We start from the raw sequence: 24294 nt of genomic DNA, 5'->3' as shown, positions 1-24294 counted from the left end.
CTGGAAGACCCAGGCGATGCAGAAGCGCATCCGCCGCCGCTACGGCGCCGAGCGGCGCTTCCGCATGTTCGGCTTTGCCGCGGTGGTACTCTCGGCGGCATTCCTCGCCTTCCTGCTTGCGACGATGGTGACCAATGGCTGGCGCGGGTTCCTGCGTACCGACGTCGCGCTGACGATCGACTTCCCCGCCGCCAAGCTTCCGGTGACGCGGGCCCAGCTCGGCACGCCTGGCGCGGACCTGGCGCTCAGCGGCGCCGGGCTCGAGGACGCGGTGAGCAACGCGGCGATCGCCCAGTTCGGCCCCGGCGGCGACGCGCTGATCGCCGACAGCGGCTGGCTGCACGTGCGCAATGCGCTCAAGCATGATCCCGCGCTGCTCGAACGCAAGGTGACGCTCCACGTCCCCGCCTCCACCGCGCTCGATCAGGGGCTGGGCGGCGACGGTACGCGCGAAATGGCCGCGGCGGCCGAGCGGCTGAAAAAGGCCGGCGCGATCTCGACCAGCTTCAACACCAACTTCCTCACCGAATCGGATTCGACCGATCCGGTGGCGGTGGGCATCTGGGGGGCGCTCAAGGGCTCGCTGCTGACGATGGCGGTGACCTTCCTGATCGCCTTCCCCGTCGGCGTGCTCTCCGCAATCTATCTCGAAGAATATGCCCCGAAGAACCGCTGGACCGACCTGATCGAGGTGTCGATCAACAATCTGGCCGCGGTGCCTTCGATCATCTTCGGCCTGCTCGGCCTCGCGGTGTTCCTCGGCACCTGGCAGATCGGCGGCGCCACGATCGGTCCGCTGCTGCCGCGCTCGGCCGCTTTGGTCGGCGGCCTCACCCTCGCGCTGATGATCATGCCCGTCATCGTCATCGCAAGCCGCAACGCGATCAAGTCGGTGCCGCCTTCGATCCGCGACGCCGCGCTCGGCATCGGCTCGAGCCCGATCCAGGTGGTGTTTCACCACGTTCTGCCGCTGGCCATGCCCGGCATCCTGACCGGTACCATCATCGGCATGGCGCGCGCGCTGGGCGAGACCGCGCCGCTGCTGCTGATCGGCATGCGCGCCTTCATCGTCACCCCGCCCGACGGCTTCACCGATCCCGCCACCGTGCTGCCGGTCCAGATCTTCCTCTGGTCCGACGAAGTCAGCCGCGGCTTCATCGAGAAGACGAGCGCCGCGATCATCGTTCTGCTGGTTTTCCTGCTCGCGATGAACGGACTCGCCATCTATCTCCGCAACAAGTTCGAGACCCGCTGGTAATGACCGACGCCTCCCCCGCCCCCCACAAGATGACAGCGCGCGGCGTAAGCGTCTTCTATGGCAGCAACCAGGCCGTGAAGGACGTGTCGATCGACATCGACATGGACAAGGTGACTGCGTTCATCGGCCCCTCGGGCTGCGGCAAGTCGACCTTCCTGCGCACGCTCAACCGGATGAACGACACCATCCCGAGCGCGCGCGTCGAAGGCGCGATCACGCTCGACGGCGAGAACATCTATTCGTCGGACATGGACGTAGTGCAGCTCCGCGCCCGGGTCGGCATGGTGTTCCAGAAACCCAACCCGTTCCCGAAGACGATCTACGAGAATGTCGCCTATGGCCCGCGCATCCACGGCCTGGCGCCCTCCAGGGCCGATCTGGACGTCATTGTCGAGCAATCGCTCAAGCGCGCGGGTCTGTGGGACGAAGTCAAGGACCGGCTGAGCGACAGCGGCACGGCGCTTTCGGGCGGCCAGCAGCAGCGGCTGTGCATCGCGCGCGCGATCGCGGTCGATCCCGAAGTGATCCTGATGGACGAGCCGGCATCGGCGCTCGATCCGATCGCCACCGCCAAGATCGAGGAGCTGATCCACGAGCTGCGCGGCCGCTATGCGATTGTGATCGTTACGCACAACATGCAGCAGGCGGCGCGCGTCTCACAGCGCACTGCCTTCTTCCATCTTGGCAACCTCGTCGAGTATGGCGAGACCGACAACATCTTCACTGCGCCGCAGCAAGAGCGCACGAAGGACTATATTACCGGAAGGTACGGGTAAAAATGGCTACGGGCCACGAGCATACCGTCAAGGCGTTCGATCAGGACATCAGTCAGCTCCGCGCATTGATCTCGCAGATGGGCGGGCTCGCCGAGCAGGCGATCTATGATTCGATGAAGGCGCTCCAGCGCGGCGACACCGAGCTCGCGAAGGAAGTCCGCCGCAAGGACAAGCAGATCGACGCGATCGAGGCCGAGCTGGAAAAGCTCGTCGTCCGCGTGATCGCGCTGCGTGCGCCGATGGCGGACGATCTGCGCGAGGTGATCGCCGCGCTTAAGATCGCCGCGGTGATCGAGCGGATCGGCGACTATGCCAAGAACATCGCCAAGCGCGTGCCGCTGATCCATGCCGAGGGCGAGGACCGGATCGACGCGATCTCGATCCTGCCGGCGATGGGCCAGCTCGCCGCCGACATGGTGCACGACGTGCTCGATGCCTTTTCGGCGCGCGATGCCGAGGCTGCGGCGATGATCTGCGAGCGCGACAATGCGCTCGACGATTTCTACGACTCGATCTTCCGTACCCTGGTTACCTTCATGGTCGAGAATCCGCGTACGATCAGTCAGGTCGCGCACCTGCTGTTCGTCGCCAAGAATCTGGAGAGGATCGGCGACCACGCGACCAACGTCGCCGAAATGGTCTATTTTGCCGCCACGGGCCGCTATCTCGCAGATCGCGAGCCGGGCGAGGCGAACGGGAGCTGAGTTGATGGCACGAGTGAAGATGCTGCTGGTGGAAGACGATGCGGCGATCGCCGAACTCGTCACCTGGCATTTCAAGCGCGAGGATTACGAGGTCAAGCAGACCCCGGACGGCGAAGAGGCGCTGCTGCTCGCCAAGGAGGCGACGCCCGACATCGTCCTGCTCGACTGGATGGTCGAGGGGCTTTCGGGGATCGAGGTCTGCCGGCGCCTGCGCCGCATGCCCGAGACCGCGAACGTGCCGATCATCATGCTGACGGCGCGCGGCGAAGAGGAGGATCGCGTCCGCGGGCTCGAGACCGGGGCCGACGATTACGTCACCAAGCCCTTCTCCCCGCGCGAGCTTGTCGCGCGCGTCGGCGCGGTGCTGCGCCGCGTGCGCCCGGCGCTGGCCGGCGAAGCGCTGACCTATGCCGATATCGAGATGGACACGGTGGGCCACAAGGTCCGCCGCGGCGGCGAAGTCGTCTCGCTCGGGCCGACCGAGTTCCGCCTGCTCAAGCATTTCCTCGAGCATCCGGGCTGGGTCTTCTCGCGCGAACGGCTGCTCGACGCGGTGTGGGGGCATGATTCGGACATCGAATCGCGCACGGTGGACGTCCATATCCGCCGCCTGCGCAAGGCGATCAACAACGGCAACCGCCCCGACATCATCCGCACGGTCCGCTCCGCGGGCTATGCGCTCGATTCGGGGAACTAGGCTCTACCGGCTTTCGGCCTTTATCAGGGCTTTGGACTCTCATCGTCACCCCGGCCTTGTGCCGGGGTCCATCAGACGTCTGGGCGAGACGATCGAGCCCTGAGCTTGCACCCGGCGCGGTGGACCCCGGCACAGGGCCGGGGTGACGAAAATGAGAGGGGCAAGCAGCCCTTCCCGCTCTCGTTGCTCCCCTGCTCACCTGCTCCCGCGAGGAGAAAAACACCCCCTCCTGCGTTGCCCCGCATGAGCGCGGATTCGTGCTCTGCAGTGTGAATGTCAGGAGACGTTTCATGAAGCTGATTGCCCTCGCGGCCGCGTTCGCCCTCGGCGGCACGGCGATTGCCCAGGACCAGCAGTCGACCACGACGACGACCACCGTCACGACCGATCAGGCCGCGCCCAACCCCCCTGTCGGCGGCTACGCGCCCGCCACGCCGTTGTTCAGCAGCGGCGCCACGCCGCCTGCGGGCGCACGCGTGATGTTCGTGCCCAATCCGCAGACCGCGACCGAGGCCTTCCCGCCGCCCGCGCCGATGGCGCACTATTCGCTCTGCAAGCGCGGCCAGACCGACAATTGCCGCCAGCGCGGCGGCTGAGCGACCAAATCCCCTTTTGATGAGCCAAACCGTGCCGGGCGCGCAACGTTTCGCCCGGTACGGGCGTTCGCATGGCAAGCGGGTTCTTAACGAAGAGGAAGACTCGAATGAAATGGATGATCGTGGCCACCGCGCTGGCCCTTGGCGGGACCGCCATTGCCCAGGACATGCCCCCGGCCAATCCGGCCCAAACCGCGCCGCAAACCGCCCCCACTCCGCCCGATCCGGCAACGCCGCCGACGCCGCCGGAGCCCCCCGCGGATCAGACCACGCCGCCGGCTCCGCCCGCTGAACCGGCCCCTCCCGCACCGCCGGCCGACGCCGCGGCGATGCCGGCCCCGCCCGAGACGCCGCCCGCTCCCCCCGCCGCTCCCGAAGCTGCTCCGGCGGCCACCGCGGCTGCGGCCGCCCCCGCCGCGCCGATGCCTTCGGACCCTGCAAGCTATCCGCCCTGCTCGCGCAAGGTGAAGGATCATTGCCGCCAGCGCGGCGGCCGCTGAACCTTGTCTCCGGCGGGAGTTCGCTCCCGCCGGTTTGCGTCCGGCCGAAGCCGGTCTAGGAAGCGCTCGACCAATTTGGGGAGAGCGTGAATGACCATCAGCTTCGAGAACCGCGTTGCCATCGTCACCGGCGCCGGCGGCGGGATTGGCCGCGGCTATGCGCTGGAGCTGGCACGGCGCGGTGCGAAGGTGGTGGTCAACGACTTGGGCGGCGCGCGCGACGGCACCGGCCATTCCGACGCGGCGCTCGCGGTGGTCCAGGAAATCGAGGCGCTGGGGGGCGAGGCCTTTTCCAATGGCGGCAGCGTCACCGAATATGACCAGATGGTCGCGATGGTCGCGCAGGCCAAGGCGCGCTGGGGCCGAGTCGACATCCTGATCAACAATGCCGGCGTGCTGCGCGACAAGAGCTTCACCAAGATGGAGCCGGCGGATTTCGAGTTCGTCGTGAAGGTGCACCTGCTCGGATCGGCCAATTGCGCCAAGGCGGTGTGGGACACGATGCGCGAGGCCAATTACGGCCGCATCCTGATGACCGCGTCCTCGACCGGGCTCTACGGCAATTTCGGCCAGGCGAATTACGGCGCCGCCAAGCTTGGTCTCGCCGGCCTCGCCAAGACGCTGCACCTCGAGGGCGCCAAATACGGGATCAAGGTCAACACGATCGCACCGGTCGCGGGCACGCGCATGACCGAGGACATTTTCCCAGAAGCCGCGTTCAAGGCCTTCGCGCCCGAGGCGATCGCCCCTGCCGCGCTGTATCTCGTCTCCGAAGACGCGCCGACCAACATGATCGTCGGCGCGGGCGGCGGCGTGGTCCAGGCCGCCTATGTCACCCTCACCCAGGGCGCGAAGCTCACCGAGCTGACCCCCGAGAGCGTCGCCGCGCAATGGGCCGAGATCATCGACCGCAAGGGCGAGATCGTACCCAATTCGGGCGCCGAGCAGACGATGCTGATCATGAACAAGCTGCAGGGCTGAGCGATTGCGGCCTCCGGTTGCTGCGCCTATCCTCGCGCCGGAGGCGGGAATACCCGCACGGGGACCTAGGAGGGGGATTGCAGCCATGTACGGATTCAGCCGGTTTGCGTGCAGGGCCGCAATCGCCATCGTTTTTGCTTCCGCCATTCCCCTGTCAGTGGGGACGAGCGCCCTCGCCCAGGACAGCGCCACCGCACGCGATGGCCAGCGCGATTTCGATTTCGAGATCGGCGACTGGAACACCTCCGTCCGCGTGCTGCGCAATCCGCTTTCGGGCAAGGCGCCGAACTGGGCCGAGTATCGCGGCACCAGCATCATCAAGCCGCTCCTGGATGGCCGGGCGAATACCGTCGAGCTCTCGGTCGCGGGCCCTGCCGGGCGGATCGAGGGCGTTTCGCTGCGCCTCTACGATCCGCAGACGCGGCAATGGGGCCTGAACTATGCCAGCCTGCACGACGGCGCCATGACTCCGCCCGTCCTGGGCCGTTTCGAAAGCGCGGACCGCGCCGTCTTCTACGGCAACGACAAACTCGGCGAGCGGCCGATACGCGTACGCTTCGTGATCACGAAGATCTCGCGCGACGAGGCCCATTTCGAACAAGCCTATTCCGCGGACAATGGCGCGACCTGGGAAGTGAACTGGATCGCGGTGGACAAGCGGCGCTGACGGAGCGGCCTTCGCCACGGCTGGCGTCTTACCGTATTGTTTCACTAATACACTTGTGATAGACCTCCTCTCAGAAGGAGGATTGCCCATGTACAGCGAAAGCGAACTGGCAGGTGCAGTCGAGGCGGGGGTGCTCACTCCCGAGGCGGCTGCGGCGTTTCGGAATCACGTGGCGACGAGCCGCGCGACACCGGCGGTGGACGAAGAACATTTCAAGCTATTGAGCGGCTTCAACGACATTTTCGTCGCGATCGCCGCGGCGCTAATCCTGGTCGCGGCCGCGCGTCTCGGCGGCTTTGTCGGCGAATGGCTGATCGGCATCGGCAACGAGCCGCGCCAGGCCGGCGCCAACATGATCGGCGGCGGTGCGGCGGTCGCCGCGACGAGCTGGATGCTCGCCGAATATTTCACCGCCAAGCGCCGCATGGCCCTGCCCTCGATCCTGCTGCTGCTCGGCTTCGTCGCGGGCGCCGGAGCCACGATCGCCGGGCTGTTCATCGCCAACATTCCCTGGCTCACCGAGACGTTCCACATCACCACTGATGTGCAGCAACAGCGGTTGGCCGGTGTGATCGCGGCCGTCGCGGGCGCACTCACCGCATCTGCGGCCTGGGTCCATTGGCGGCGCTTCATGGTGCCGATCACGGTCGCCGCCGGAGCGCTCGCGGTGGTCGGCGTCGGGATCGCGCTGATCCTGGCGTTCATCCCCACGGCCAAGGACTCGATCAACCCGATCCTGCTCGTCGCGGGCGTGCTCGTCTTCGCCCTGGCGATGCGCTGGGACATGAGCGACCTGCAGCGCCGCACGCGCCGTTCGGATGTCGCGTTCTGGCTCCACCTCGCCGCGGCACCGCTGATCGCGCACCCGGTGTTCCACATGCTCGGCGTGTTCGACGGCAACATCTCGGTGCCGATGGCCGCGCTGGTGATCGCGCTCTACGTCGTCTTCGCCGCGGTGGCGCTGGCGGTCGACCGCCGGGCGCTGCTGGTCTCCAGCCTGATCTACGTGCTCTGGGCGATGTATACTTTGTTCAACCAGAGCGCGACGGTCGAGCTCAGCGCGGCCCTCACCGCTTTGGTGATCGGATCGGCGCTGCTCACGCTCTCCGCCTTCTGGCAACCGATGCGCCGGATGGTGGTCGGACTGCTCGGCGGCATCGGCGATCGCCTGCCGCCCACCCAGCAGATCATACCCGCCTGACTTGTAACCGGGCGTAACTTTCGGCCCCGGAGCGGCGACGCTCCGGGGTCTTTTTATCGCATCGAGCGCACATCAGGATCCAGGGGTAGCGGTCGTGGTGCTGTCACCTGGGAAGTCCCAGTCAGGGATGTCCGATACCGAAGAGGTGGAGAACTTGCTCCCCGCGCTCGCTCAGATCGATAGAGGTGCCCACCAAAACTACCGGATCAGCGACATCGCTTCCAAAAGCGTCGCGCAGCCGCCGTGGCCATTCGTCCTTCGGGATTGGCTCGAAAGGTCCTCGACCTGCCAATAATTCGATGAGGTCGCGCTCGGCCAAGAACAGCAGGCTGTCGGTGAAAGCTTCTCGCTCATAGTGCGAAACCATGTAGCTCAGTTCGAGGAAAGAGTGCGTTCCATCGCTCAGCTCATCCAGAATATGGATGACGGGATTCCAATCGATTTGCACTTACTCCCCGACCAGCTTCATCAGCCGCCGCTCCACGGGTGCGAGCACCGGGCCCAGTTCGTGCCCGCGCTTGAGCACCGCGCCGACTTCGTTGACCAGCGCCCACATGCCCTGGCGGTTGCGCAGCGCCGGGCGCTTCTCGATCCTGAATTCGGGATGCTCGGCCGCGCGGCGGAACGCGGCGAACACCGCCGCCTCCTTGTCGAACTGGATCGCATAATCGCGCCAATGCCCCGCCGCGACCATCCGGCCGTAGAGGTCGAGGATGCGCGTGAGTTCGAGGCGTTCGAAGCCGACCTGGGTGGGGCGGCCGATCGGGAGCGGCGTGACCGTTCCCATCAGGCCCGGTCACGCTCCGGCTTGCGCTCCCCCGATCGCTCGGCGAGCATCGCATCGAGCCGCTTCCTCAGCGTATCGAGTTCGCAGCGCATGATCTCCAGCTTCTGGGTCGAGGGATCGAACAGCTCGCTGCAGGGCGTGCCATAGGGCACGAAATCCTTCTGCCAGGTCGCCGCCTCCACCAAAGTCGGCTTGGCGGGGATGCCGACCATCACCGCGCCCGGGGCCACGTCGCGCGTGACCACCGCGTTGGCGCCGATCCGCGCACGCTCGCCTACCGTCACCGGGCCAAGCACCTGTGCGCCCGATCCGATGATCACACCGTCCAGCACCGTCGGATGGCGCTTGCCCGCCACGCCATTGTCCGGGCTCGTGCCGCCCAGCGTGACGCACTGGTAGATAGTGACGTCGTCGCCGATCTCCGCGGTCTCGCCGATCACGACAAAGCCATGGTCGATGAAGAAGTGGTGGCCGATCTTGGCGCCCGGATGGATGTCGATCGCCGTTGCCCAGCGCGACCAGTGATTGACCGCGCGCGCCAGGAAATACCAGCCGTTGCGATAGAGTCGGTGCGCGATGCGGTGATAGCCAAGCGCCCACACGCCCGGATAGAGCAGGATTTCCGCACGGCTCCGCGGCGCGGGATCGCGCGCGCGGATGGAATCAAGATACGCCGTCAGACGCTGGAACATGGCCGGTTCCCCTTTGTCGCAACCATTTAATACGTACCCGAGCCGATTTCCAGAACACCACGCCTCTTGCTTGCGCCGCCTAAACACGATGTATCTTGTAGGAATTCGCGGGGACCGGCATTTCCCGTGTAACAACCGTGCGGAAAAGGGCCTGAATGATCTTCGGAATCGACCTCACGGTGCTCCTGCCCTTCATCGCGGTGGGATTCGCCGCGCAGATGGTGGACGGTGCGCTGGGCATGGCTTTCGGCGTGATCTCGAACACGCTGCTCCTGAGCCTGGGCGTGCCGCCGGCGGCCGCCTCGGCCGGCGTCCACACGGTCGAGACCTTCACCACCGCCGTTTCCGGCATCAGCCACGCCCTCCACAAGAACGTGAACTGGAAGCTGTTTCTGCGCCTGATGATCCCCGGCGTGATCGGCGGCGCCCTGGGCGCCTATGTCCTCTCGAACATCCATGCCGCCACCGCCAAGCCGTACATCCTCACCTATCTGACTGCGATCGGCCTGTATCTGCTGTGGCGCAGCCGGCACTATCCACCCAAGGAGCGCGCGCCCAAGATCGTCGAGCCGCTCGGGCTCGTCGGCGGCTTCCTCGATGCCGCCGGCGGCGGCGGCTGGGGCCCGGTGGTCACGTCGAACCTGCTCGTCCAGGGCGCCAGCCCGCGCACGACGATCGGCACGGTCAACACCGCGGAGTTCTTCCTCACCGCCACCATCTCGGCGACCTTCATCACCCAGCTCGGCTGGGAGGCGTTCACGCTGGCGACGGTGGGCCTGCTGATCGGCGGCGTGATCGCCGCCCCCTTCGGCGCGCTGCTCGCCAAGCGGGTCGAGCCCAAGATGCTGATGCTGCTTGTCGGCTTGGTGCTGACTGCGACCAGCCTCTACAATCTCTATCTGGCGTTGCGCTGAAGCCTCCCGCCCTATCGTTCGGCTCGATCAATTCCAATTGATTGAGTGACTGAGTCGATCAGCAAGAATGAGGCTTCCAATTTCACAAAGCCTTTGCGCGCCCGTATCTGCCGCATTGCAACATCAACCCTGGAGAAGAAACCACATGGCTCTCATCGGCAGCTCGCTCAAGCCGTTCACCGCGCAGGCTTACAAGGAAGGCAAGTTCGTCACCGTCACCGACGGCGACGTGAAGGGCAAGTGGGCAGTGTTCTTCTTCTATCCGGCGGACTTCACTTTCGTGTGCCCGACCGAACTCGAAGACCTCGCTGACATCTATCCCAATCTCCAGAAGATGGGTGTCGAAGTATATTCGGTTTCGACTGATACGCATTTCAGCCACAAGGCCTGGCACGACACGTCGCCCGCGATCGGCAAGATCAACTATTACATGCTGGGTGACCAGAATCATGCGCTCTCGACCAATTTCGAGGTTCTGCGTGAAGGTCAGGGCCTGGCCGATCGCGGCACGTTCGTGATCGATCCCGAGGGCGTGATCCAGCTCGTCGAGATCACTTCGGAAGGTGTCGGCCGCAACGCGACCGAGCTGCTCCGCAAGATCAAGGCCGCGCAATATATTGCAGCGCACCCCGGCGAAGTCTGCCCGGCGAAGTGGGAAGAGGGTGAAGAGACCCTGGCCCCGTCGCTCGACCTGGTCGGCAAGATCTAAGCACTCGTCGCCCCCTACGAGTGCCCATTGCGGCCCGGGACGGACCCTCCCCCTCCCCGTCCCGGGCCGTTTTGTCTGTAAAAACAGGAGTTTCCTCATGCTCGACGCCAATCTGACGCAGCAGCTCAAGGCCTATCTGGTCAACATCAGGCAGCCGATCGAGCTCGTCGCCAGTCTGGGCGACGATGCCAAGTCGCGCGAGCTGGGCGAACTGCTGAACGAAATCGCGGCTTTGTCCGATCAGATCGCGGTGATCCGGGCGAATGACGACAAGCGCGTCCCCAGCTTCATGATCCGCCGCGCCGGCACCGATATCGGCGTGCGCTTCGCCGGCCTGCCAATGGGTCATGAGTTCACCTCGCTGGTGCTCGCTCTGCTCCAGGTCGGCGGCCACCCGTCCAAGGCCGCGCAGGAGCTGATCCAGCAGGTCAAGGATCTCGACGGCGACTATGCCTTCGAGACCTATTTCTCGCTGACCTGCCAGAATTGCCCGGACGTGGTGCAGGCGCTCAACCTGATGGCGGTGCTCAATCCACGCATCACCCACACCGCAATCGACGGCGGCCTGTTCCCGGCGGAAGTCGAGGAGCGCAAGATCATGGCGGTCCCCACCGTCTTCCTGAACGGCGAGCCGTTCGGCCAGGGCCGGATGGAGCTCGAGCAGATCGTCGCCAAGATCGACAGCGGCGCCACCGCGCGCGCCGCCGAGAAGATCAAGACCAAGGAGCCGTTCGAGGTGCTCGTCATCGGCGGCGGCCCCGCCGGCGCCGCAGCGGCGATCTATGCCGCGCGCAAGGGCATCCGCACCGGCATCGCCGCCGAGCGCTTCGGCGGCCAGGTGCTCGACACGATGGCGATCGAGAATTTCATCTCGGTCTCGCACACCGAAGGGCCCAAGCTGGCCGCGCATCTGGAGCAGCACGTCAAGGAATATGACGTCGACATCATGAACCTCCAGCGTGCCGAGAAGCTGATCCCGTCGCGTATCGAGGGCGGCCTGCACGAGGTGGTGCTGGAGAATGGCGCGACGCTCAAGGCGCGCACGCTGATCCTGTCGACCGGCGCGCGCTGGCGCCAGATGAACGTGCCCGGCGAGGACGATTACAAGAACAAGGGCGTGGCCTATTGCCCGCACTGCGACGGCCCGCTCTACAAGGGCAAGCGCGTCGCGGTGATCGGCGGCGGCAATTCGGGCGTTGAGGCAGCGATCGACCTGGCGGGCCTCGTCGCGCACGTCACGCTGATCGAATATGACAGCCAACTGCGCGCCGATGCGGTGCTCCAGCGCAAGCTCGCCAGCCTGCCCAACGTCAAGATCATCACCTCAGCGCTGACCACCGAAGTGCATGGCGACGGCGAGAAGGTGACCGGGCTCAGCTACAAGGACCGCAATCACGACACGCTGCACCAGGTCGAGCTGGAGGGCATCTTCGTCCAGATCGGCCTCGTCCCCAACACCGAATGGCTGAAGCATGCGGTCGCGCTCACCCCGCGCGGCGAGATCGAGATCGATCATCGCGGCGAGACCTCGCAGCGCGGCATCTTCGCAGCGGGCGATGCGACGACGGTGCCCTACAAGCAGATCGTGATCGCGATGGGCGCCGGCTCCACCGCCGCGCTCTCCGCCTTCGATTATCTGATCCGGTTGCCCGCGGAGCTCGAAGAGGCCGCGTAACTCCTCCTTTCGTCATCCCGGCGAAGGCCGGGATCCAGAGCCCAAAGCGGATCGCCCGTAACTCTGGGCCCCGGCCTTCGCCGGGGTGACGTGAGAGGTAAAATCACTATATAGCAGCCAGACAATCGACGGAGACGATCACTGGCCGCCACCTATCTCCCGACGCTCAAGCAGCTCCAATACCTCGTCGCACTCCACGATTCGGGCCATTTCGGCCGCGCGGCGGAGGCGACCTTCGTCACTCAGTCGACGCTCTCCGCCGGCATCCGCGAACTCGAGACGCTGATCGGCGTGGTGCTGGTCGAGCGCACCCGCCGCGTCGTCCGCTTCACCCCGCTGGGCGAGCGGATCGTCGACAAGGCGCGCCGCGTGCTGCGCGAGGCCGACGAATTGAGCGACCTCGCCCGCGCCGCCGGCCGCCCTTTGTCGGGCGAGATGCGGATGAGCGTGATCCCGACCATCGCCCCCTTCCTGCTCCCGCGCATCCTGCCCAAGCTCCGCAGCGAATATCCCGACCTCAAGCTCTATCTGCGCGAGGAGACCAGCGGCCAGGCCTGTGAGGGGCTGAACCATGGCCGCACCGATTGCGTGCTGCTCGCTTTGCCCTTCGCCTGTGGTGACGTGGAGGCTGCGCCCTTGTTCGACGATCGCCTGTTCGTCGCGTTCCGCGAGGGGGAAATGGACGCCACGCCGATGATCCGCCCCGCCGCGATTGACGAGACGCGCCTGCTGATGCTCGAGGACGGCCATTGCCTGAAGGATCACGCCCTTGCGGCATGCAACCGCCCCGAGCTGCGCGCCGAGGCGACGATGATGGGCACCTCGCTCCACACCATGGTCCAGATGGTCGACAATGGCCTTGGCGTGACGATGCTGCCCGAAATGGCGATCGACGCCGGCATCCTCGATCACACCGATGTCACCGCGCGGCCGCTGGAGGCCGAGAACGCCGCCCGCAACATCGCTTTGGTCTGGCGCAAGGCGTCCCCACGCGAACGCGACTTCCGCCTGTTGGCGGATGTGTTGCGAGACGCGCACTAGTCCGAAAATAGCGTAAGCGGCGCTCGTTATGCCGCGGCCACGCGCAATGCAACCGCATCACCGTTCCGGCGCGAGCGCGCGAATGCGCCCGGCGAGCTGCCGACGCGCCTGCGGAAAGCGGTGCTGAAGGCGCTGGCAGACTCGTACCCGATCTCTTCCGCCAGGCGGTCGAGCAAAGGCGTCCCGCGGCTCAGCGCGTCCTGCGCCAGCACCATCCGCCAGCGCGTGAGATATTCGATCGGTGCGCAGCCCAGCGTCTCACCAAAGCGGGCAGAAAAGGCGGAGCGCGACATGCCGGCAAGCCGCGCGAGCTCGGCCACGGTCCATCCGGCCCGTACGTCGGAATGCATTGCGCGGATCGCCTTTGCCAAAGCTGGATCGCGCATCCCACTCAGCAAACCCGGCGGCAGGACGCCACCGCCGATCCCGCGCCATCGCAGGCACTCCACCAGCATCACTTCCAACAACCGTTCCAGAATCATTTCCCGGCCGGGCCGATCCGCGGCGGATTCGTCTGCGATCAGGTCGATGATCCGCGAGAGGCGCCCGGTATCGCCATCGGCCGCGCGGACATGGATCACCCCCGGCAGTAGCGCGACCAGCAACGGGCCATTGAACGGCTCGACCCGGAAAGCGCCTCCCAGCATCTCGAAATCGGGCGAGCCATCCGGATCGCCGTGCCGGACGGCGCCGTCCCCGGGCTGAGCGGGCACGCACGCGATCCCCGGCCGGCTGAACATCGCGAACGCCGGTGTCGACGGCAGCAGGACGAAGTCCCCGCGCTGGAGCAGCAACGGCTCTTCCCCTTCGACCGCGAGCCAGCATTGCCCGGTCAGGACCATGGCAAAGCCGGGATGCCCATAGGCGGCGTAGCGCACACCCCAATCCCCCCGTGCCGCGATCGGCTTCGAGAGCGCGGCGCTGGGCCGGAGCAGGGCGATGATGTGGCTAAGGGGATCCATTATGGACGATCAGTAATTAATTTCGGATCATTCATTATAGATCATCCAGATGACATGTCTATCCTGGGCGCTGGAAATGGAGACATGAAATGACCAGTACCGTGCTGATAACCGGAACCTCGTCGGGCTATGGCAAGGCGATCGCCCAGCTCTTCCTGGATCGCGGATGGAATGTGCTCGCCACGATGCGACGCCCCGATCCCAACATTTTCCCGCCTTCCGATCGGCTGAAGCTGCTTCCGCTCGACGTCACCGATGCCGCCAGCATCGACAGGGCGATCGCCAAGGGCGTCGCCACATTCGGCGCAATCGACGTGCTGGTGAACAATGCGGGAATCGGCATGGCCTCCGTCGTCGAGGCCACGCCCGACAATATCGTTCGCGACATATTCGAGACCAACACCTTCGGCGTATTCGCGACCTGCCGCGCCATCATCCCCCAGATGCGCAAACAGGGGCGTGGCGTCATCATCAACGTGACCTCGAGCAGCACGATCGGCGTCATGCCGCTGGTGGCGATCTACACCGCCAGCAAATCCGCCGTGGAAGGCTTCACCGAATCCATGTCCTACGAACTGGAGGCGTTCGGGATCAAGGCGCGGCTGGTGGAACCGGGCTATGCGCCGACCACCAACTTCACCGCCAATGGCGGTCCGCGCATGCAAGGCCTGATCCCGGCGGATTATGGCGCGTTCGCGCAAGCCTGTTTCGCGAACATGGCCAACTATCCGACTGCCTATTGCACCGAGGCTGAGGTGGCGGAGTCCACTTTCGCGGCCGCGACCGACGAAGAGCGGAAGCTCCGCTATCTGGCCGGCCCCGATACGAGGCTGCTCGCAGAACTGCGCTGGACGACGTCGGAAGACCGATATCTGGCGAAGATGCGGGACATGTTCGCCCCCGGCATTGCTGCCTAGGCCCAGCGCTCCCCCGCCGCCGCGTCGCTATCCCGCGCCTCTACCCAGATCGCGCTGTCGCCGCGCCGCTCGCGCTTCCAGAAGGGCGCGTCGGTCTTGAGCCGGTCGATCAAATAGGTGCAGGATTCCAGCGCGGCGGCCCGGTGTGCGGCGGCAGTGGCGATGAAGACGATGCGGTCGCCCGGCTCCATCGTGCCGACACGGTGGACCATCGTCACCGCCATCAGGTCCCAGCGCACCATCGCCTCCTCGGCGAGCGCGACCAGCGCGCCTTCGGTCATGCCCGGATAATGTTCGAGCATCAGCTCGGTGACGCCGTCGTCACCGCGTACCGTGCCGGTGAAGCTGGCGATCGCCCCAGCTCCCTTGGCCTCGACCCCGGCGATCTCGGTGCCGAGATCGATCGGCGCAGGCTGGACCGAGACGCGGATCATCCCCCGGTCACCGGCGGGAAGAGCGCAACCTCGCGCGCATCGCCGAGCAGCGCATCGAGCGGCGCGAACCTTTGGTCGATCGCCGCGCGCAGCTTCGTTGGTTCGCGGAGCGCTTCGGCATGGCCCGGGCTCCGCTGCGCCAGCCAGTCGATCAGATCGGCCACATTGCGTACCGCCTCGGGCGGATCGACCTGCTCCTCGCCGCTGCCGACGCCTTCGCGCACCCAGGCGAAATAGAGCATCGTGATCACCTCAGGTGTCCATGTGCTTCAGGCCGACGCGCAGATAGTCCCAGCCGGTGATCAGCGTCAGCCCCGCCGCCACCCACAATGCGGTCAGGCTGACGGTGAGCATCCACGGCCATTCGGGCAGCGCGCGCGAGAGGATCAGCGCCCCGAGCGCGGCAAGCTGCAGCGTCGTCTTCCATTTGGCGAGCCGCGAGACCGGGAGCGACACCTGCAGCCCGCCCAGGAACTCGCGCAGCCCCGAAACCGCGATCTCGCGTACCAGGATCACCAACGCGGCAACCAGGTTCCACTCCACGATCACCTGCTTGCCGCACAGAATCAGGATCACTGCAGCGATCATGATCTTGTCGGCGATCGGATCGAGGAACACGCCGAGCTTCGAGACGGTGCCCTGGGCACGTGCGAGATATCCGTCGAAATAGTCGGTGATGCCCATCAGGCAGTAGATCGCGAAGGCGATGGCATAGCCCTCGCGCCATTCGGGCCACCACAGGAAGCCCGCGAGCAGCGGCACCGCCAGAATACGGGACAATGTCAGGATGTTGGGCAGGGTCAGCATTGAACCGCGTCCTAGCACTCCCCGCCCGGAAGCGGGAGAGGCGAAGGGGCAAGCCGGCGCGACCGACCCAAAGCTGGACATGGCCTCCCCCGCCGCTTGCCGCAAGCGTCAAGGGAATTTCGTTGCCGCACGGCCCGTCGCTCGGCTATGCCGCGCGCTCGTTTGGCGGCAATTTCCGCCGGTTGGGAGCAAGGTTCGCAAATGATAGGTGCGCTCGGCTTGATGAGGGAGCGCCGGTTCCTGCCGTTGTTCGTCACCCAGTTCCTCGGGGCCTTCAACGACAATCTGTTCAAGAACGCGATGATCTTCTTCGCGACGTACCAGATCTTCAATTCGGTGGAGGACGAGACGCGGTTCAGCGCGATCGCCACCGGCATCTTCATCCTGCCCTTCTTCCTGTTCAGCGCGCTCGCCGGCCAATTGGCGGACACGTACGACAAGGCGAAGATCATGCGGATCATCAAGGCCGCCGAGGTGCTGATCATGCTGGTCGGCGCCGTCGGCATCTTCCTGAAGAGCCTGCCGCTGATGCTCGTCGCTTTGGTCGGCATGGGCATCCACTCGACCTTTTTCGGCCCGATCAAATACGCGATCCTGCCTCAGCACCTGGAGGACGACGAGGTCCTCGGCGGCACCGGCATGATCGAGGCCGGCACCTATATCGCGATCCTGGGCGGTACGATCGCCGGCGGTGTGATAAGCGCGCACGGCGCAGCCTTTGCGGTGGTGGGCGTCGCGGTGATCGGCTGGCTCACCTCGCGCCGGATTCCGCCGGCGCCACCGCTGACCAGCTTGAAGATCGATTTCAATATCTTCCGCGCCTCGTGGCGGCTGATCTCGGCGACGATGCACATCCGCCGCCTCTATCTGGCGATCGTCGCGATCAGCGTGTTCTGGACGATCGCCGCGGTGCTCGGCGTGCTCTTCCCACCGCTGGTCAAGAATGTGTTCCACGCCCAGAAGGACGTCGCGAGCGTGTTCCTGGGGATCTTCTCGGTCGGTATCGCGATCGGATCGGTGATCATCAACCGACTGCTCAAGGGCCATGTCTCGGCGAAATATGCCGTGCGCTCGGTGCTCACGATGATGGTGTTCGTGGTCGGCTTCTACTTTATCGCGGCGTTCTGGCCGGTGAGCGACGGGCCGCTGATCAAGACCGCCGAGTTCGTCGCCATGCCGATGGGCTGGATGGTGCTGGGGTTGCTCCTCATGATCGCAATCACCGGGGGCATGTTCGTCGTGCCGCTCTACGCCTTCCTGACCACCACCGTCGAAAAGTCGCAGACCGCGCGCACCGTGGCGGCGAACAACATCGTCAATTCGGGCTTCATGGTGTTCGGGTCGGTCGGTATCTTCGGGATCAGCAACATCCCGAGCGTGAGCGTGGCCGATTGCCTGTGGGTGGTGGTGCTGCTCTGCCTTGCCTCGGCCTGGTGCGGCTACCGACTCTACCGGGCGGAGGATGCCCCCCACGCCCCCGACGTGCTCCCCTGAGGGGAGCAGCGTCGCTCAGGCGATGAAGGTGTAGAAGCAGACGAAGAATGCCGTGAAGCTCAGCACGAACAGCTTGATGTCGCTGTCGTCGCGCAGCTTGCGCTCGACCGCCGAGACACGGCGCATGTGCAGGCGGAACGGGTGGCGGCGGGCGTTGGCCTCGAGGACGAGCTGGCGTTGCATGCGCAGAAGTTAACAACTTGTTTACGATTTGCGCCAGCACAGTTGATGGTTAACCGATGTGCTGCCGCGGGACGCTGTTTGGCTGATAATTGCGGTTAACGCGCAGGCGTTTGCGCGGGCGTGCAGTTTCGGTAAACCGGTGTCATGAGCATCACTCGACGCACCGCGATCGGCACCGCGCTGGCGGCCGGCCTGCCCCTCCCCGCCCTCGCCCAGGGCAAGCCCGCGCCCGACTGGCGGCGCGGCTTCGACAATCAGCGCGTCGCCGATCTGGGCGACGGCCGCTTCCTCAATCCGCTGATCGCCGGCGACCATCCCGACCCCAGCATCCTGAAGGATGGGGCGGATTATTACATGACCTTCTCGACCTTCGATTCCTATCCCGGGCTGGTCATCTGGCATTCGCGTGATCTGGTGAACTGGCGCCCGCTCGGCGCCGCGCTCACCAAGAATATCGGCTCGGTCTGGGCGCCCGAGCTCTGCAAGCATGCTGGCCGCTTCTATCTCTACATCCCCGTCAAATCCTCGCCCAACACGATCCATGTGATCTGGGCGGACAGGATCGAGGGACCGTGGAGCGATCCGATCGACCTCGGCCTGCACGAGCATATCGATCCCGGCCACGCCGTGGGCGAGGACGGATCGCGCTGGCTGTTCCTGTCGGGCGGCGACCGGGTACGGTTGAGCGACGACGGGCTATCGACGATCGGCAAGCCCGAGCACGTCTATGATCCCTGGCGCTATCCGGACAGCTGGGATGTCGAGGGCTTCTCGCCCGAGGGTCCCAAGGTGCTGCGTCATGGCGGTTATTACTACCTGATCACCGCCGTCGGGGGCACCGCAGGCCCGCCCACCGGCCATATGGTGATCGCCGCGCGTTCGAAGTCGCTCGCCGGCCCTTGGGAGGATTGCCCGCACAACCCGCTGGTCCGCACCACCAGCCTGAGCGAGCGCTGGTGGTCGCGCGGGCATGCGACCCTGGTCGAAGGGCCCGACAGGAGCTGGTGGGCGGTCTATCACGGCTATGAAAACGGCTATTGGACGCTCGGCCGCCAGACCCTGCTCGATCCGGTCGAATGGACTGCGGACGGCTGGTTCCGGATGAAGGGTGGCGACCTCTCCCGCCCGATCGCCAAGCCCAAGGGCGGGACGGCCCAGCCGCACGGCCAACCGCTCTCCGACGATTTCTCGACGCTCGCGCTCGGCAGCAAATGGAATTTCTTCAAACCCGGCCCTGACGAGCGCAGCCGGGTGCGGGTGGCGGACCACAGCTTGTTGCTCGACGCACGCGGCAAGGCGCCTAGCGATTCGCCACCGCTGCTGCTGATCGCCGGTGATCAGGCCTATCAGTTCGAATGCGAGATCGAGATCGCGCCCGGTGGCACCGCCGGCCTCCTGCTCTTCTACGACGAGAAGCTCTATGCCGGCCTCGGCTTCGACGAGAAACGCTTCGTCACACACCAATATGGCATCGAGCGTGGGCGCCCTGCAAACCCATATGGACGCACGCTACGGATGCGCGTGACCAACAACCGCCATATCGTCGCCTATCATCTGAGCGGCGATGGTGGCGCGACGTGGAAACGCTTCGATCGCGGCATGGAAGTATCGGGCTATCACCACAATGTCCGCGGCGGCTTCCTGATGTTGCGGCCCGGCCTTTATTCGGCGGGCAGTGGTACCGCGCGCTTCACGGATTTCCGCTTCCGCGCGCTATGATCCCGTCGAGAAAGGCCTGGTGGTTCGCCAGGCTTTCGGCGCGCTGCCGGATGATCGCGCGGATTTGATCGAGCGCACCAGCCAGATCGGCATCGCTCAGCGCATCGGCGAGCGGATGATAGCCCTGCGGCTTCACCTCCTGGCCATAGAGTATCGCGAACCAGTTCACTTCCTTGAACAGGTCCTCCGCAGTGGAGAGCACCTCTCCGCGCGAGCGGAACAGCTCGATCTTGGCAGTCAGGCTGTCGGGAACGGCCATATGCCGGCAATAGCGCCAGAACTCGGTGTCCTCGCGCTCGACGCATTTGTAGTGCGCGATCAGGAAGTCGCGGATGCCCTCGATCAGCGGCGTCATCTCGCCGTTGAAGCGCGCCGCCAGCGCGGGATCGAAATCGCGGGTCGGAAAGAAGGCAAGCAGCTTGAGGATCGCCGCATGGATCAGGTGGATACTCGTCGATTCCAGCGGTTCGAGGAACCCGCTCGACAGCCCGATCGCAACGCAGTTCTTGACCCAGGTCGCCCGGCGCCTGCCGGTGGTGAAGCGCAGGATGCGTGGGTCGCCCTGTGGCTTGCCGTCGAGCCGCGACAGCAGCAATTCGGCCGCACGGTCCTCACTCAGATGCGCTTCCGAAAAGACATAGCCGTTGCCGGTTCGGTGCTGGAGTGGAATGCGCCATTGCCACCCCGCTTCGCGCGCGGTGGCGCGGGTATAGGGCTCTGGCGGCCGGATCCGCTCGCACGGTACCGCCGCGGCGCGATTGGCGGGCAGCCACTGGCTCCATTCCTCATAACCGGCGTGCAGCGCCTCCTCGATCAGCAGACCGCGGAAACCCGAGCAATCGACGAACAGGTCGCCAGCGATCCGGCGCCCGTCTTCCAGTATCACCGCCTCGATGAATCCGGTCTCGCCGTGCTGCGCGACCTCGGTCACGCGCCCTTCGATGCGAACCACGCCCAGCGCCTCCGAAAAGCGGCGGAGGAACACCGCATAAAGCCCGGCGTCGAACTGGTAGGCGTAGAAGATCTTGGGGCCCTTGCCTCCCGCCCCAGCCGTCCGCGCGAAACGCCCGGCATGGGCCGCCTGCGCCTCGGTGCTGAACAGGGTCGGGTCGGGATCGCCGCCGGCCAGCATCCAGCGCAGCCAGAAATGGTTGAACGAGATCTCGTTCATGTCCGCGCCGAGCAGACCGAACGGGTGGATGTAGCGATGTCCGGGCCGCACCCAGTCAACGAACTCGATGCCCAGCTTGAACGTTGCCTGGGTCTCACGGACGAAGGCGTCCTCGTCGATGCCGATAAAGCGGTTGAACTGGACGATCGGCGGGATCGTCGCCTCGCCGACACCCACCGTGCCGATCGTCTCGGATTCGACCAATGTGATCCGCGCCGAATTCCCCAGCCTGCGCGCCAGCGCCGCGGCCGTCATCCAGCCCGCGGTGCCGCCGCCGACGATGACGACGTCGCGGATGGGGTTCATTCCGTTCAGTAGAGGCCCCGGCGCTGCGGCGCGGGCGGCGCGCCGCCGCCGCGCAGATAGGCCTCGACCGTTGGCATCGCGCGCACCTCATCGGCGATCAGCCCGAGGAAATTCTGGAATTTCGCCACCGCCTGCTCGCGCGGCACCTCGTCGACGAGCGGCGTATAGTCGCGCGGGATCAGGCCATGGCCGATCAGGATCGACGCCCAGTTCTGATACTCGAACGTCTCTTCGTCATAGAGCGGCACCTGGCCGCGCGCGGCGAACAACGACAGCTTGGCATCGAGGCTCGGCGGTCCCTCGGCATCGCGCGCCCTGTCCCAAAGCGGCTCTCCGACGCGCGCGTTGCACTTATAGTGCGCGATCTGGAAGTCGCGGATGCTGCGGAAGTGATTGACCACCACCTGGTTGTAGCTCTGCGCCTCGGGCATCTCGCCGGCATCGGCCGGAAACAGCGAGATCAGGTGCGAGATGCCGAGATGGACGAGATGGAGCTGCACGCCGTCGAGCGGCTCAAGCCCGACGACCGCCTCGCCCACGCCCACGCAATTGCCGATCCAGGGCCGCGCCTGCGCGCCCGGCCTCAACCGCGACACCAGTGCATCCTGCCCGATCTGGGCACCCACCACGGCCGACGCGGTGCGCACCATTTCCTCGTCGCCCAGGATCCGTGAGTCATAGGCGGCGAGGATCGCGGTGCGATCCTGGAGCGGGAACATGCCCAGCCACCCCGCCTGGAAGGCGGAGATTTGGGGAAAGGGCGGCAACGGATTCAGCCTGGGCGCCGTGGCAACAAGCAGCCGGTCACACGGCAACCAGGTGCTCCAATCTTCCCATCCCGCGCCTGGCTGGCCGCCAAGCAGCAGCGCCTCGGCGCCGCTCGCATCGACGAACAGCTCCGCCTCGATCCGCTCGCCATTGTCGAGCAAAACCGCAGCGATCCGATCGCCTTCGCGCGCCACCTCCACCCGCCGCGCAACATGGCGCGCCACGCCCGCCTGTTGCGCCGCAGACCGGATCAGCGCGACATAGGTGCGCGCATCCAGATGATAGCCGGTCGTGATATCGCCCAGCGCATCCTTGCCCTGATCGGGCGGCGCGAGGCGCCCTTGCTTGGCGGCGGCGGCGGCAACCGAGAATTCCTCGTACGGCACCTGCATGCCCTCTGCCCGCGCCATCACCCAGAATTGCAGGAAGTCGACATCGCCGATCGAGGGGCGCTGTGTATCGTAGCCATGGACGAATTCGGATGCCGGTCCCGACCAGCCCGAGAAGCGCTGGCCGAGCACCGGCACTCCGGCTGTTCGCGGCAGCACATCGGCTTCGCGCAGGCCCAGGATGCGGTGCAGCCCCCCCAGCGACGGCACCGCCGAGAACATGTCGACCGGCTGGAGCAGCGAAGGCAGCTCCACCACCGCCACCTGCACGCCCGAGCCCGCCAGCGCCCGGCGCAGCGCCAGCGCCGTCAGCCATGCGGCGGCGTCGCGGCCGACGATCGCAACCTGTTTCACGCGGGTCATGCTGCGCCCGCCCGCATCACCAGCGGGCTCGCCGCTTCCGACGCGCAATAATCAGCAACGAAGGCGGCGTGATCCGGCATCTGCTCCGCGCGGCGGCGGATCGTCGCGCGGATATCGTCCATTTCGGCGATCATCTTGTCCCATGGCACGGCGTCGGTCATCGGATGATAGCGATCAGGCAGGATCCCCTGCCCGACGAACACCGCAAGCCAGCTTGCCGGTGCGAACAACCCGTTCTTGTACGGCTCCATGTGCCCGCGGTGGCGGAAGATCGCGATCTTCTGTTCCAGGCTCTCCGGCAGTTCCATCGCCTGGCAATAGCGCCACAGCTCGGAATCGGTGCGCGTGGTCGCCGCATAATGCAGGATCAGGAAATCGCGGATGCGCGAATATTCGACATCCATCATCCGGTTATATTCGGCGATCAGAGCCGGATCGATCCGGGCCTGGGGGAACAGCCGGGCCAGGTTGGTGATCGCCACCTGGATCAAATAGATCGAGGTCGATTCGAGTGGCTCGAGGAATCCCGACGCGAGCCCGATCGCCACGCAATTGCCGGTCCATGACTTGAGCCGCCGGCCCGCGGCGAACTTCAGCATGCGCGGATCGGCCTCGGGCGTGCCGTCCAGGCTCCCCATAAGCCGCTCGCGCGCCGCTTCGGCTTCGATGAAGCTCGATGCGAAGACATAGCCATTGCCGCTGCGGTGCTGTAGCGGGATACGCCATTGCCACCCGGCCTCGCGCGCGGTCGATCGCGTATAGGGCGTGAAATCGCCTGCGAGACTACACGGCACCGCCCAGGCGCGGTCGCAGGGCAGCCATCTGGTCCAGTCGTCCCAGGGCGAATCCAGCGCGCCGCCGATCAGCAGCGCGCGGAAGCCCGAGCAATCGATGAACAGGTCGCCGGCGATCTCCTCGCCCGATTCCATCACGATCGCGGCGATATCGCCCGTCTCGGCGTCGAGCTTGACGTCGACCACCTTGCCCTCGGTCCGCACCACGCCGCGCGCCTCTGAAAAGCCGCGCAGGTACCGCGCATAAAGCGTCGCATCGATGTGATAGGCATAGTCGTAGGTCGAATTGATCTGGCTGTGGTCCTTGGCGGGAAAATCGAAGCGGTTCAGCCGGCTGGCGATGATCGGATAGGAGAAATCCTCGATATCATAATCGCGTCCGTTCTGCCGCGCGCGCAGCCACTGGTTGTGGAAGCCCACTCCGCCGCGCGGCGCGCCGTGCACGCCGAACGGGTGGATATAGTTCGCCCCCAGAAAGCCCCAGTCGACGAACTCGATGCCCAGCTTGAAGGTGGCATTGGTCCGCCGCATCATATCGGCTTCGATCACGCCGATCGCGTTGTTGAAATCGCGCAGGTGCGGCAGCGTCGCCTCGCCGACGCCTACGGTGCCGATCTCGTCGGATTCGACCAGGCGGACATTGCAGATCGGATGCTTGAGCGTGCCGATCAGGCCAGCCGCCGTCATCCACCCCGCGGTGCCGCCGCCGACGATCACCACTTCCACCGGCCGCCTCATGCCCCGGCCTCCCCCTTGTAAGATCTAGCCATGCGTTCCCCCGACCATAGC

Annotated in this window: 27 protein-coding genes; 16 read left to right on the top strand and 11 right to left on the bottom strand. The window is 65.6% G+C overall.

All coding sequences use genetic code 11. The features are described 5' to 3' along the window. Nucleotides 1-16 precede the first annotated feature (16 nt). The 9 genes from pstA to IAG41_RS00630 all read left to right on the top strand — a co-directional run bounded on the left by pstA (nucleotide 17) and on the right by IAG41_RS00630 (nucleotide 7380). Nucleotides 17-1258: a phosphate ABC transporter permease PstA gene (gene pstA, locus IAG41_RS00670; protein ID WP_410468069.1), complete on the top strand. Its 1242-nt coding sequence runs from the start codon at nucleotides 17-19 to the stop codon at nucleotides 1256-1258. Next, nucleotides 1258-2034, top strand: coding sequence for a phosphate ABC transporter ATP-binding protein PstB (pstB, locus tag IAG41_RS00665; RefSeq protein WP_187726672.1), 777 nt, complete (start codon nucleotides 1258-1260; stop codon nucleotides 2032-2034). Before pstA ends, pstB begins: the two co-directional genes overlap by 1 nt. Nucleotides 2035-2036: 2 nt before the next feature. Next, nucleotides 2037-2738 (top strand): phosphate signaling complex protein PhoU, encoded by a 702-nt coding sequence (phoU, locus tag IAG41_RS00660; protein WP_187726671.1) that lies wholly within the window; start codon nucleotides 2037-2039, stop codon nucleotides 2736-2738. A 4-nt stretch (nucleotides 2739-2742) separates the two neighbouring features. Continuing rightward, nucleotides 2743-3435 carry a phosphate regulon transcriptional regulator PhoB gene (phoB, locus tag IAG41_RS00655; RefSeq protein ID WP_187726670.1) on the top strand — a complete coding sequence of 231 codons (693 nt, stop codon included), beginning with the start codon at nucleotides 2743-2745 and terminating at the stop codon, nucleotides 3433-3435. A 290-nt stretch (nucleotides 3436-3725) separates the two neighbouring features. Next, nucleotides 3726-4031, top strand: coding sequence for a hypothetical protein (locus IAG41_RS00650; RefSeq protein ID WP_187726669.1), 306 nt, complete (start codon nucleotides 3726-3728; stop codon nucleotides 4029-4031). 107 nt (nucleotides 4032-4138) lie between these two features. After that, nucleotides 4139-4531, top strand: a complete 393-nt coding sequence (locus IAG41_RS00645; RefSeq protein WP_187726668.1) for a hypothetical protein — start codon at nucleotides 4139-4141, stop codon at nucleotides 4529-4531. Between the two features lie 90 nt (nucleotides 4532-4621). Then, nucleotides 4622-5512, top strand: coding sequence for an SDR family NAD(P)-dependent oxidoreductase (locus tag IAG41_RS00640; protein ID WP_187726667.1), 891 nt, complete (start codon nucleotides 4622-4624; stop codon nucleotides 5510-5512). An 85-nt stretch (nucleotides 5513-5597) separates the two neighbouring features. Beyond that, the gene (locus tag IAG41_RS00635) at nucleotides 5598-6179 is read left to right on the top strand and encodes a hypothetical protein (protein WP_187726666.1); all 582 of its coding nucleotides are present in this window, start codon (nucleotides 5598-5600) and stop codon (nucleotides 6177-6179) included. A gap of 88 nt (nucleotides 6180-6267) precedes the next feature. Continuing rightward, nucleotides 6268-7380, top strand: coding sequence for a hypothetical protein (locus IAG41_RS00630; protein WP_187726665.1), 1113 nt, complete (start codon nucleotides 6268-6270; stop codon nucleotides 7378-7380). 121 nt (nucleotides 7381-7501) lie between these two features. On the opposite strand, the gene IAG41_RS00625 is transcribed toward IAG41_RS00630, so the two are convergent. From IAG41_RS00625 to epsC, 3 genes are read right to left on the bottom strand one after another with little or no spacing between them, the layout of a single operon-like run. Next, the gene (locus IAG41_RS00625; protein ID WP_187726664.1) at nucleotides 7502-7828 is read right to left on the bottom strand and encodes a hypothetical protein; all 327 of its coding nucleotides are present in this window, start codon (nucleotides 7826-7828) and stop codon (nucleotides 7502-7504) included. Beyond that, nucleotides 7829-8167: a DUF2794 domain-containing protein gene (locus tag IAG41_RS00620; RefSeq protein ID WP_187726663.1), complete on the bottom strand. Its 339-nt coding sequence runs from the start codon at nucleotides 8165-8167 to the stop codon at nucleotides 7829-7831. It abuts the gene before it with no gap. Continuing rightward, nucleotides 8167-8859 carry a serine O-acetyltransferase EpsC gene (gene epsC, locus IAG41_RS00615; RefSeq protein WP_187726662.1) on the bottom strand — a complete coding sequence of 231 codons (693 nt, stop codon included), beginning with the start codon at nucleotides 8857-8859 and terminating at the stop codon, nucleotides 8167-8169. The genes IAG41_RS00620 and epsC overlap by 1 nt, the downstream gene beginning before the upstream one ends. 155 nt (nucleotides 8860-9014) lie before the next feature. Between epsC and IAG41_RS00610 the strand changes: the two genes are divergently transcribed. The 4 genes from IAG41_RS00610 to IAG41_RS00595 all read left to right on the top strand — a co-directional run bounded on the left by IAG41_RS00610 (nucleotide 9015) and on the right by IAG41_RS00595 (nucleotide 13198). Further along, on the top strand, nucleotides 9015-9773 hold the full coding sequence (locus IAG41_RS00610; protein WP_187726661.1) for a sulfite exporter TauE/SafE family protein: 759 nt from the start codon (nucleotides 9015-9017) through the stop codon (nucleotides 9771-9773). 145 nt (nucleotides 9774-9918) lie between these two features. Then, the gene (ahpC, locus tag IAG41_RS00605) at nucleotides 9919-10482 is read left to right on the top strand and encodes an alkyl hydroperoxide reductase subunit C (protein WP_187726660.1); all 564 of its coding nucleotides are present in this window, start codon (nucleotides 9919-9921) and stop codon (nucleotides 10480-10482) included. 97 nt (nucleotides 10483-10579) lie between these two features. After that, a complete protein-coding gene (gene ahpF / locus IAG41_RS00600; RefSeq protein WP_187726659.1) occupies nucleotides 10580-12157 on the top strand; it encodes an alkyl hydroperoxide reductase subunit F in 1578 nt (525 codons plus the stop codon). A gap of 141 nt (nucleotides 12158-12298) precedes the next feature. Then, nucleotides 12299-13198, top strand: a complete 900-nt coding sequence (locus IAG41_RS00595) for a hydrogen peroxide-inducible genes activator (protein ID WP_187727801.1) — start codon at nucleotides 12299-12301, stop codon at nucleotides 13196-13198. Between the two features lie 26 nt (nucleotides 13199-13224). Here IAG41_RS00595 and IAG41_RS00590 read toward each other — a convergent pair whose 3' ends face one another. After that, nucleotides 13225-14160, bottom strand: a complete 936-nt coding sequence (locus IAG41_RS00590) for an AraC family transcriptional regulator (RefSeq protein ID WP_187726658.1) — start codon at nucleotides 14158-14160, stop codon at nucleotides 13225-13227. Nucleotides 14161-14249: 89 nt separating this feature from the next. Here IAG41_RS00590 and IAG41_RS00585 point away from each other — a divergent pair, with 89 nt between their 5' ends. Beyond that, entirely contained in the window at nucleotides 14250-15077 is an 828-nt protein-coding gene (locus IAG41_RS00585) for an SDR family oxidoreductase (RefSeq protein ID WP_187726657.1), read from the top strand. On the opposite strand, the gene IAG41_RS00580 is transcribed toward IAG41_RS00585, so the two are convergent. Genes IAG41_RS00580 through pgsA form a run of 3 tightly spaced genes read right to left on the bottom strand, consistent with a single transcriptional unit; the run spans nucleotide 15074 to nucleotide 16318 of the window. Further along, on the bottom strand, nucleotides 15074-15511 hold the full coding sequence (locus tag IAG41_RS00580; RefSeq protein ID WP_187726656.1) for a molybdenum cofactor biosynthesis protein MoaE: 438 nt from the start codon (nucleotides 15509-15511) through the stop codon (nucleotides 15074-15076). The genes IAG41_RS00585 and IAG41_RS00580 overlap by 4 nt on opposite strands. Continuing rightward, entirely contained in the window at nucleotides 15508-15753 is a 246-nt protein-coding gene (gene moaD, locus IAG41_RS00575) for a molybdopterin converting factor subunit 1 (protein WP_187727800.1), read from the bottom strand. The genes IAG41_RS00580 and moaD overlap by 4 nt, the downstream gene beginning before the upstream one ends. Before the next feature lie 10 nt (nucleotides 15754-15763). Next, the gene (gene pgsA, locus IAG41_RS00570) at nucleotides 15764-16318 is read right to left on the bottom strand and encodes a CDP-diacylglycerol--glycerol-3-phosphate 3-phosphatidyltransferase (protein ID WP_187726655.1); all 555 of its coding nucleotides are present in this window, start codon (nucleotides 16316-16318) and stop codon (nucleotides 15764-15766) included. A gap of 201 nt (nucleotides 16319-16519) precedes the next feature. Here pgsA and IAG41_RS00565 point away from each other — a divergent pair, with 201 nt between their 5' ends. Beyond that, on the top strand, nucleotides 16520-17812 hold the full coding sequence (locus IAG41_RS00565; protein ID WP_187726654.1) for an MFS transporter: 1293 nt from the start codon (nucleotides 16520-16522) through the stop codon (nucleotides 17810-17812). Nucleotides 17813-17827: 15 nt separating this feature from the next. On the opposite strand, the gene IAG41_RS00560 is transcribed toward IAG41_RS00565, so the two are convergent. Then, entirely contained in the window at nucleotides 17828-17995 is a 168-nt protein-coding gene (locus IAG41_RS00560) for a hypothetical protein (protein WP_187726653.1), read from the bottom strand. Nucleotides 17996-18139: 144 nt separating this feature from the next. Here IAG41_RS00560 and IAG41_RS00555 point away from each other — a divergent pair, with 144 nt between their 5' ends. Then, nucleotides 18140-19714, top strand: a complete 1575-nt coding sequence (locus IAG41_RS00555) for a family 43 glycosylhydrolase (RefSeq protein WP_187726652.1) — start codon at nucleotides 18140-18142, stop codon at nucleotides 19712-19714. Here the strand turns inward: IAG41_RS00555 and IAG41_RS00550 are convergent. Genes IAG41_RS00550 through IAG41_RS00540 form a run of 3 tightly spaced genes read right to left on the bottom strand, consistent with a single transcriptional unit; the run spans nucleotide 19686 to nucleotide 24243 of the window. After that, entirely contained in the window at nucleotides 19686-21191 is a 1506-nt protein-coding gene (locus IAG41_RS00550; protein WP_187726651.1) for a tryptophan halogenase family protein, read from the bottom strand. The two genes, IAG41_RS00555 and IAG41_RS00550, sit on opposite strands and share 29 nt — an antisense overlap. A gap of 5 nt (nucleotides 21192-21196) precedes the next feature. Further along, a complete protein-coding gene (locus tag IAG41_RS00545) occupies nucleotides 21197-22711 on the bottom strand; it encodes a tryptophan 7-halogenase (protein WP_187726650.1) in 1515 nt (504 codons plus the stop codon). Continuing rightward, the gene (locus tag IAG41_RS00540) at nucleotides 22708-24243 is read right to left on the bottom strand and encodes a tryptophan halogenase family protein (RefSeq protein ID WP_187726649.1); all 1536 of its coding nucleotides are present in this window, start codon (nucleotides 24241-24243) and stop codon (nucleotides 22708-22710) included. Before IAG41_RS00540 ends, IAG41_RS00545 begins: the two co-directional genes overlap by 4 nt. Between the last annotated feature and the right edge of the window lie 51 nt (nucleotides 24244-24294).

This window comes from Sphingomonas sp. JC676, assembly GCF_014489075.1.
Lineage (GTDB): Bacteria > Pseudomonadota > Alphaproteobacteria > Sphingomonadales > Sphingomonadaceae > Sphingomonas.
This window is presented reverse-complemented; position numbering and strand designations above follow the sequence as displayed.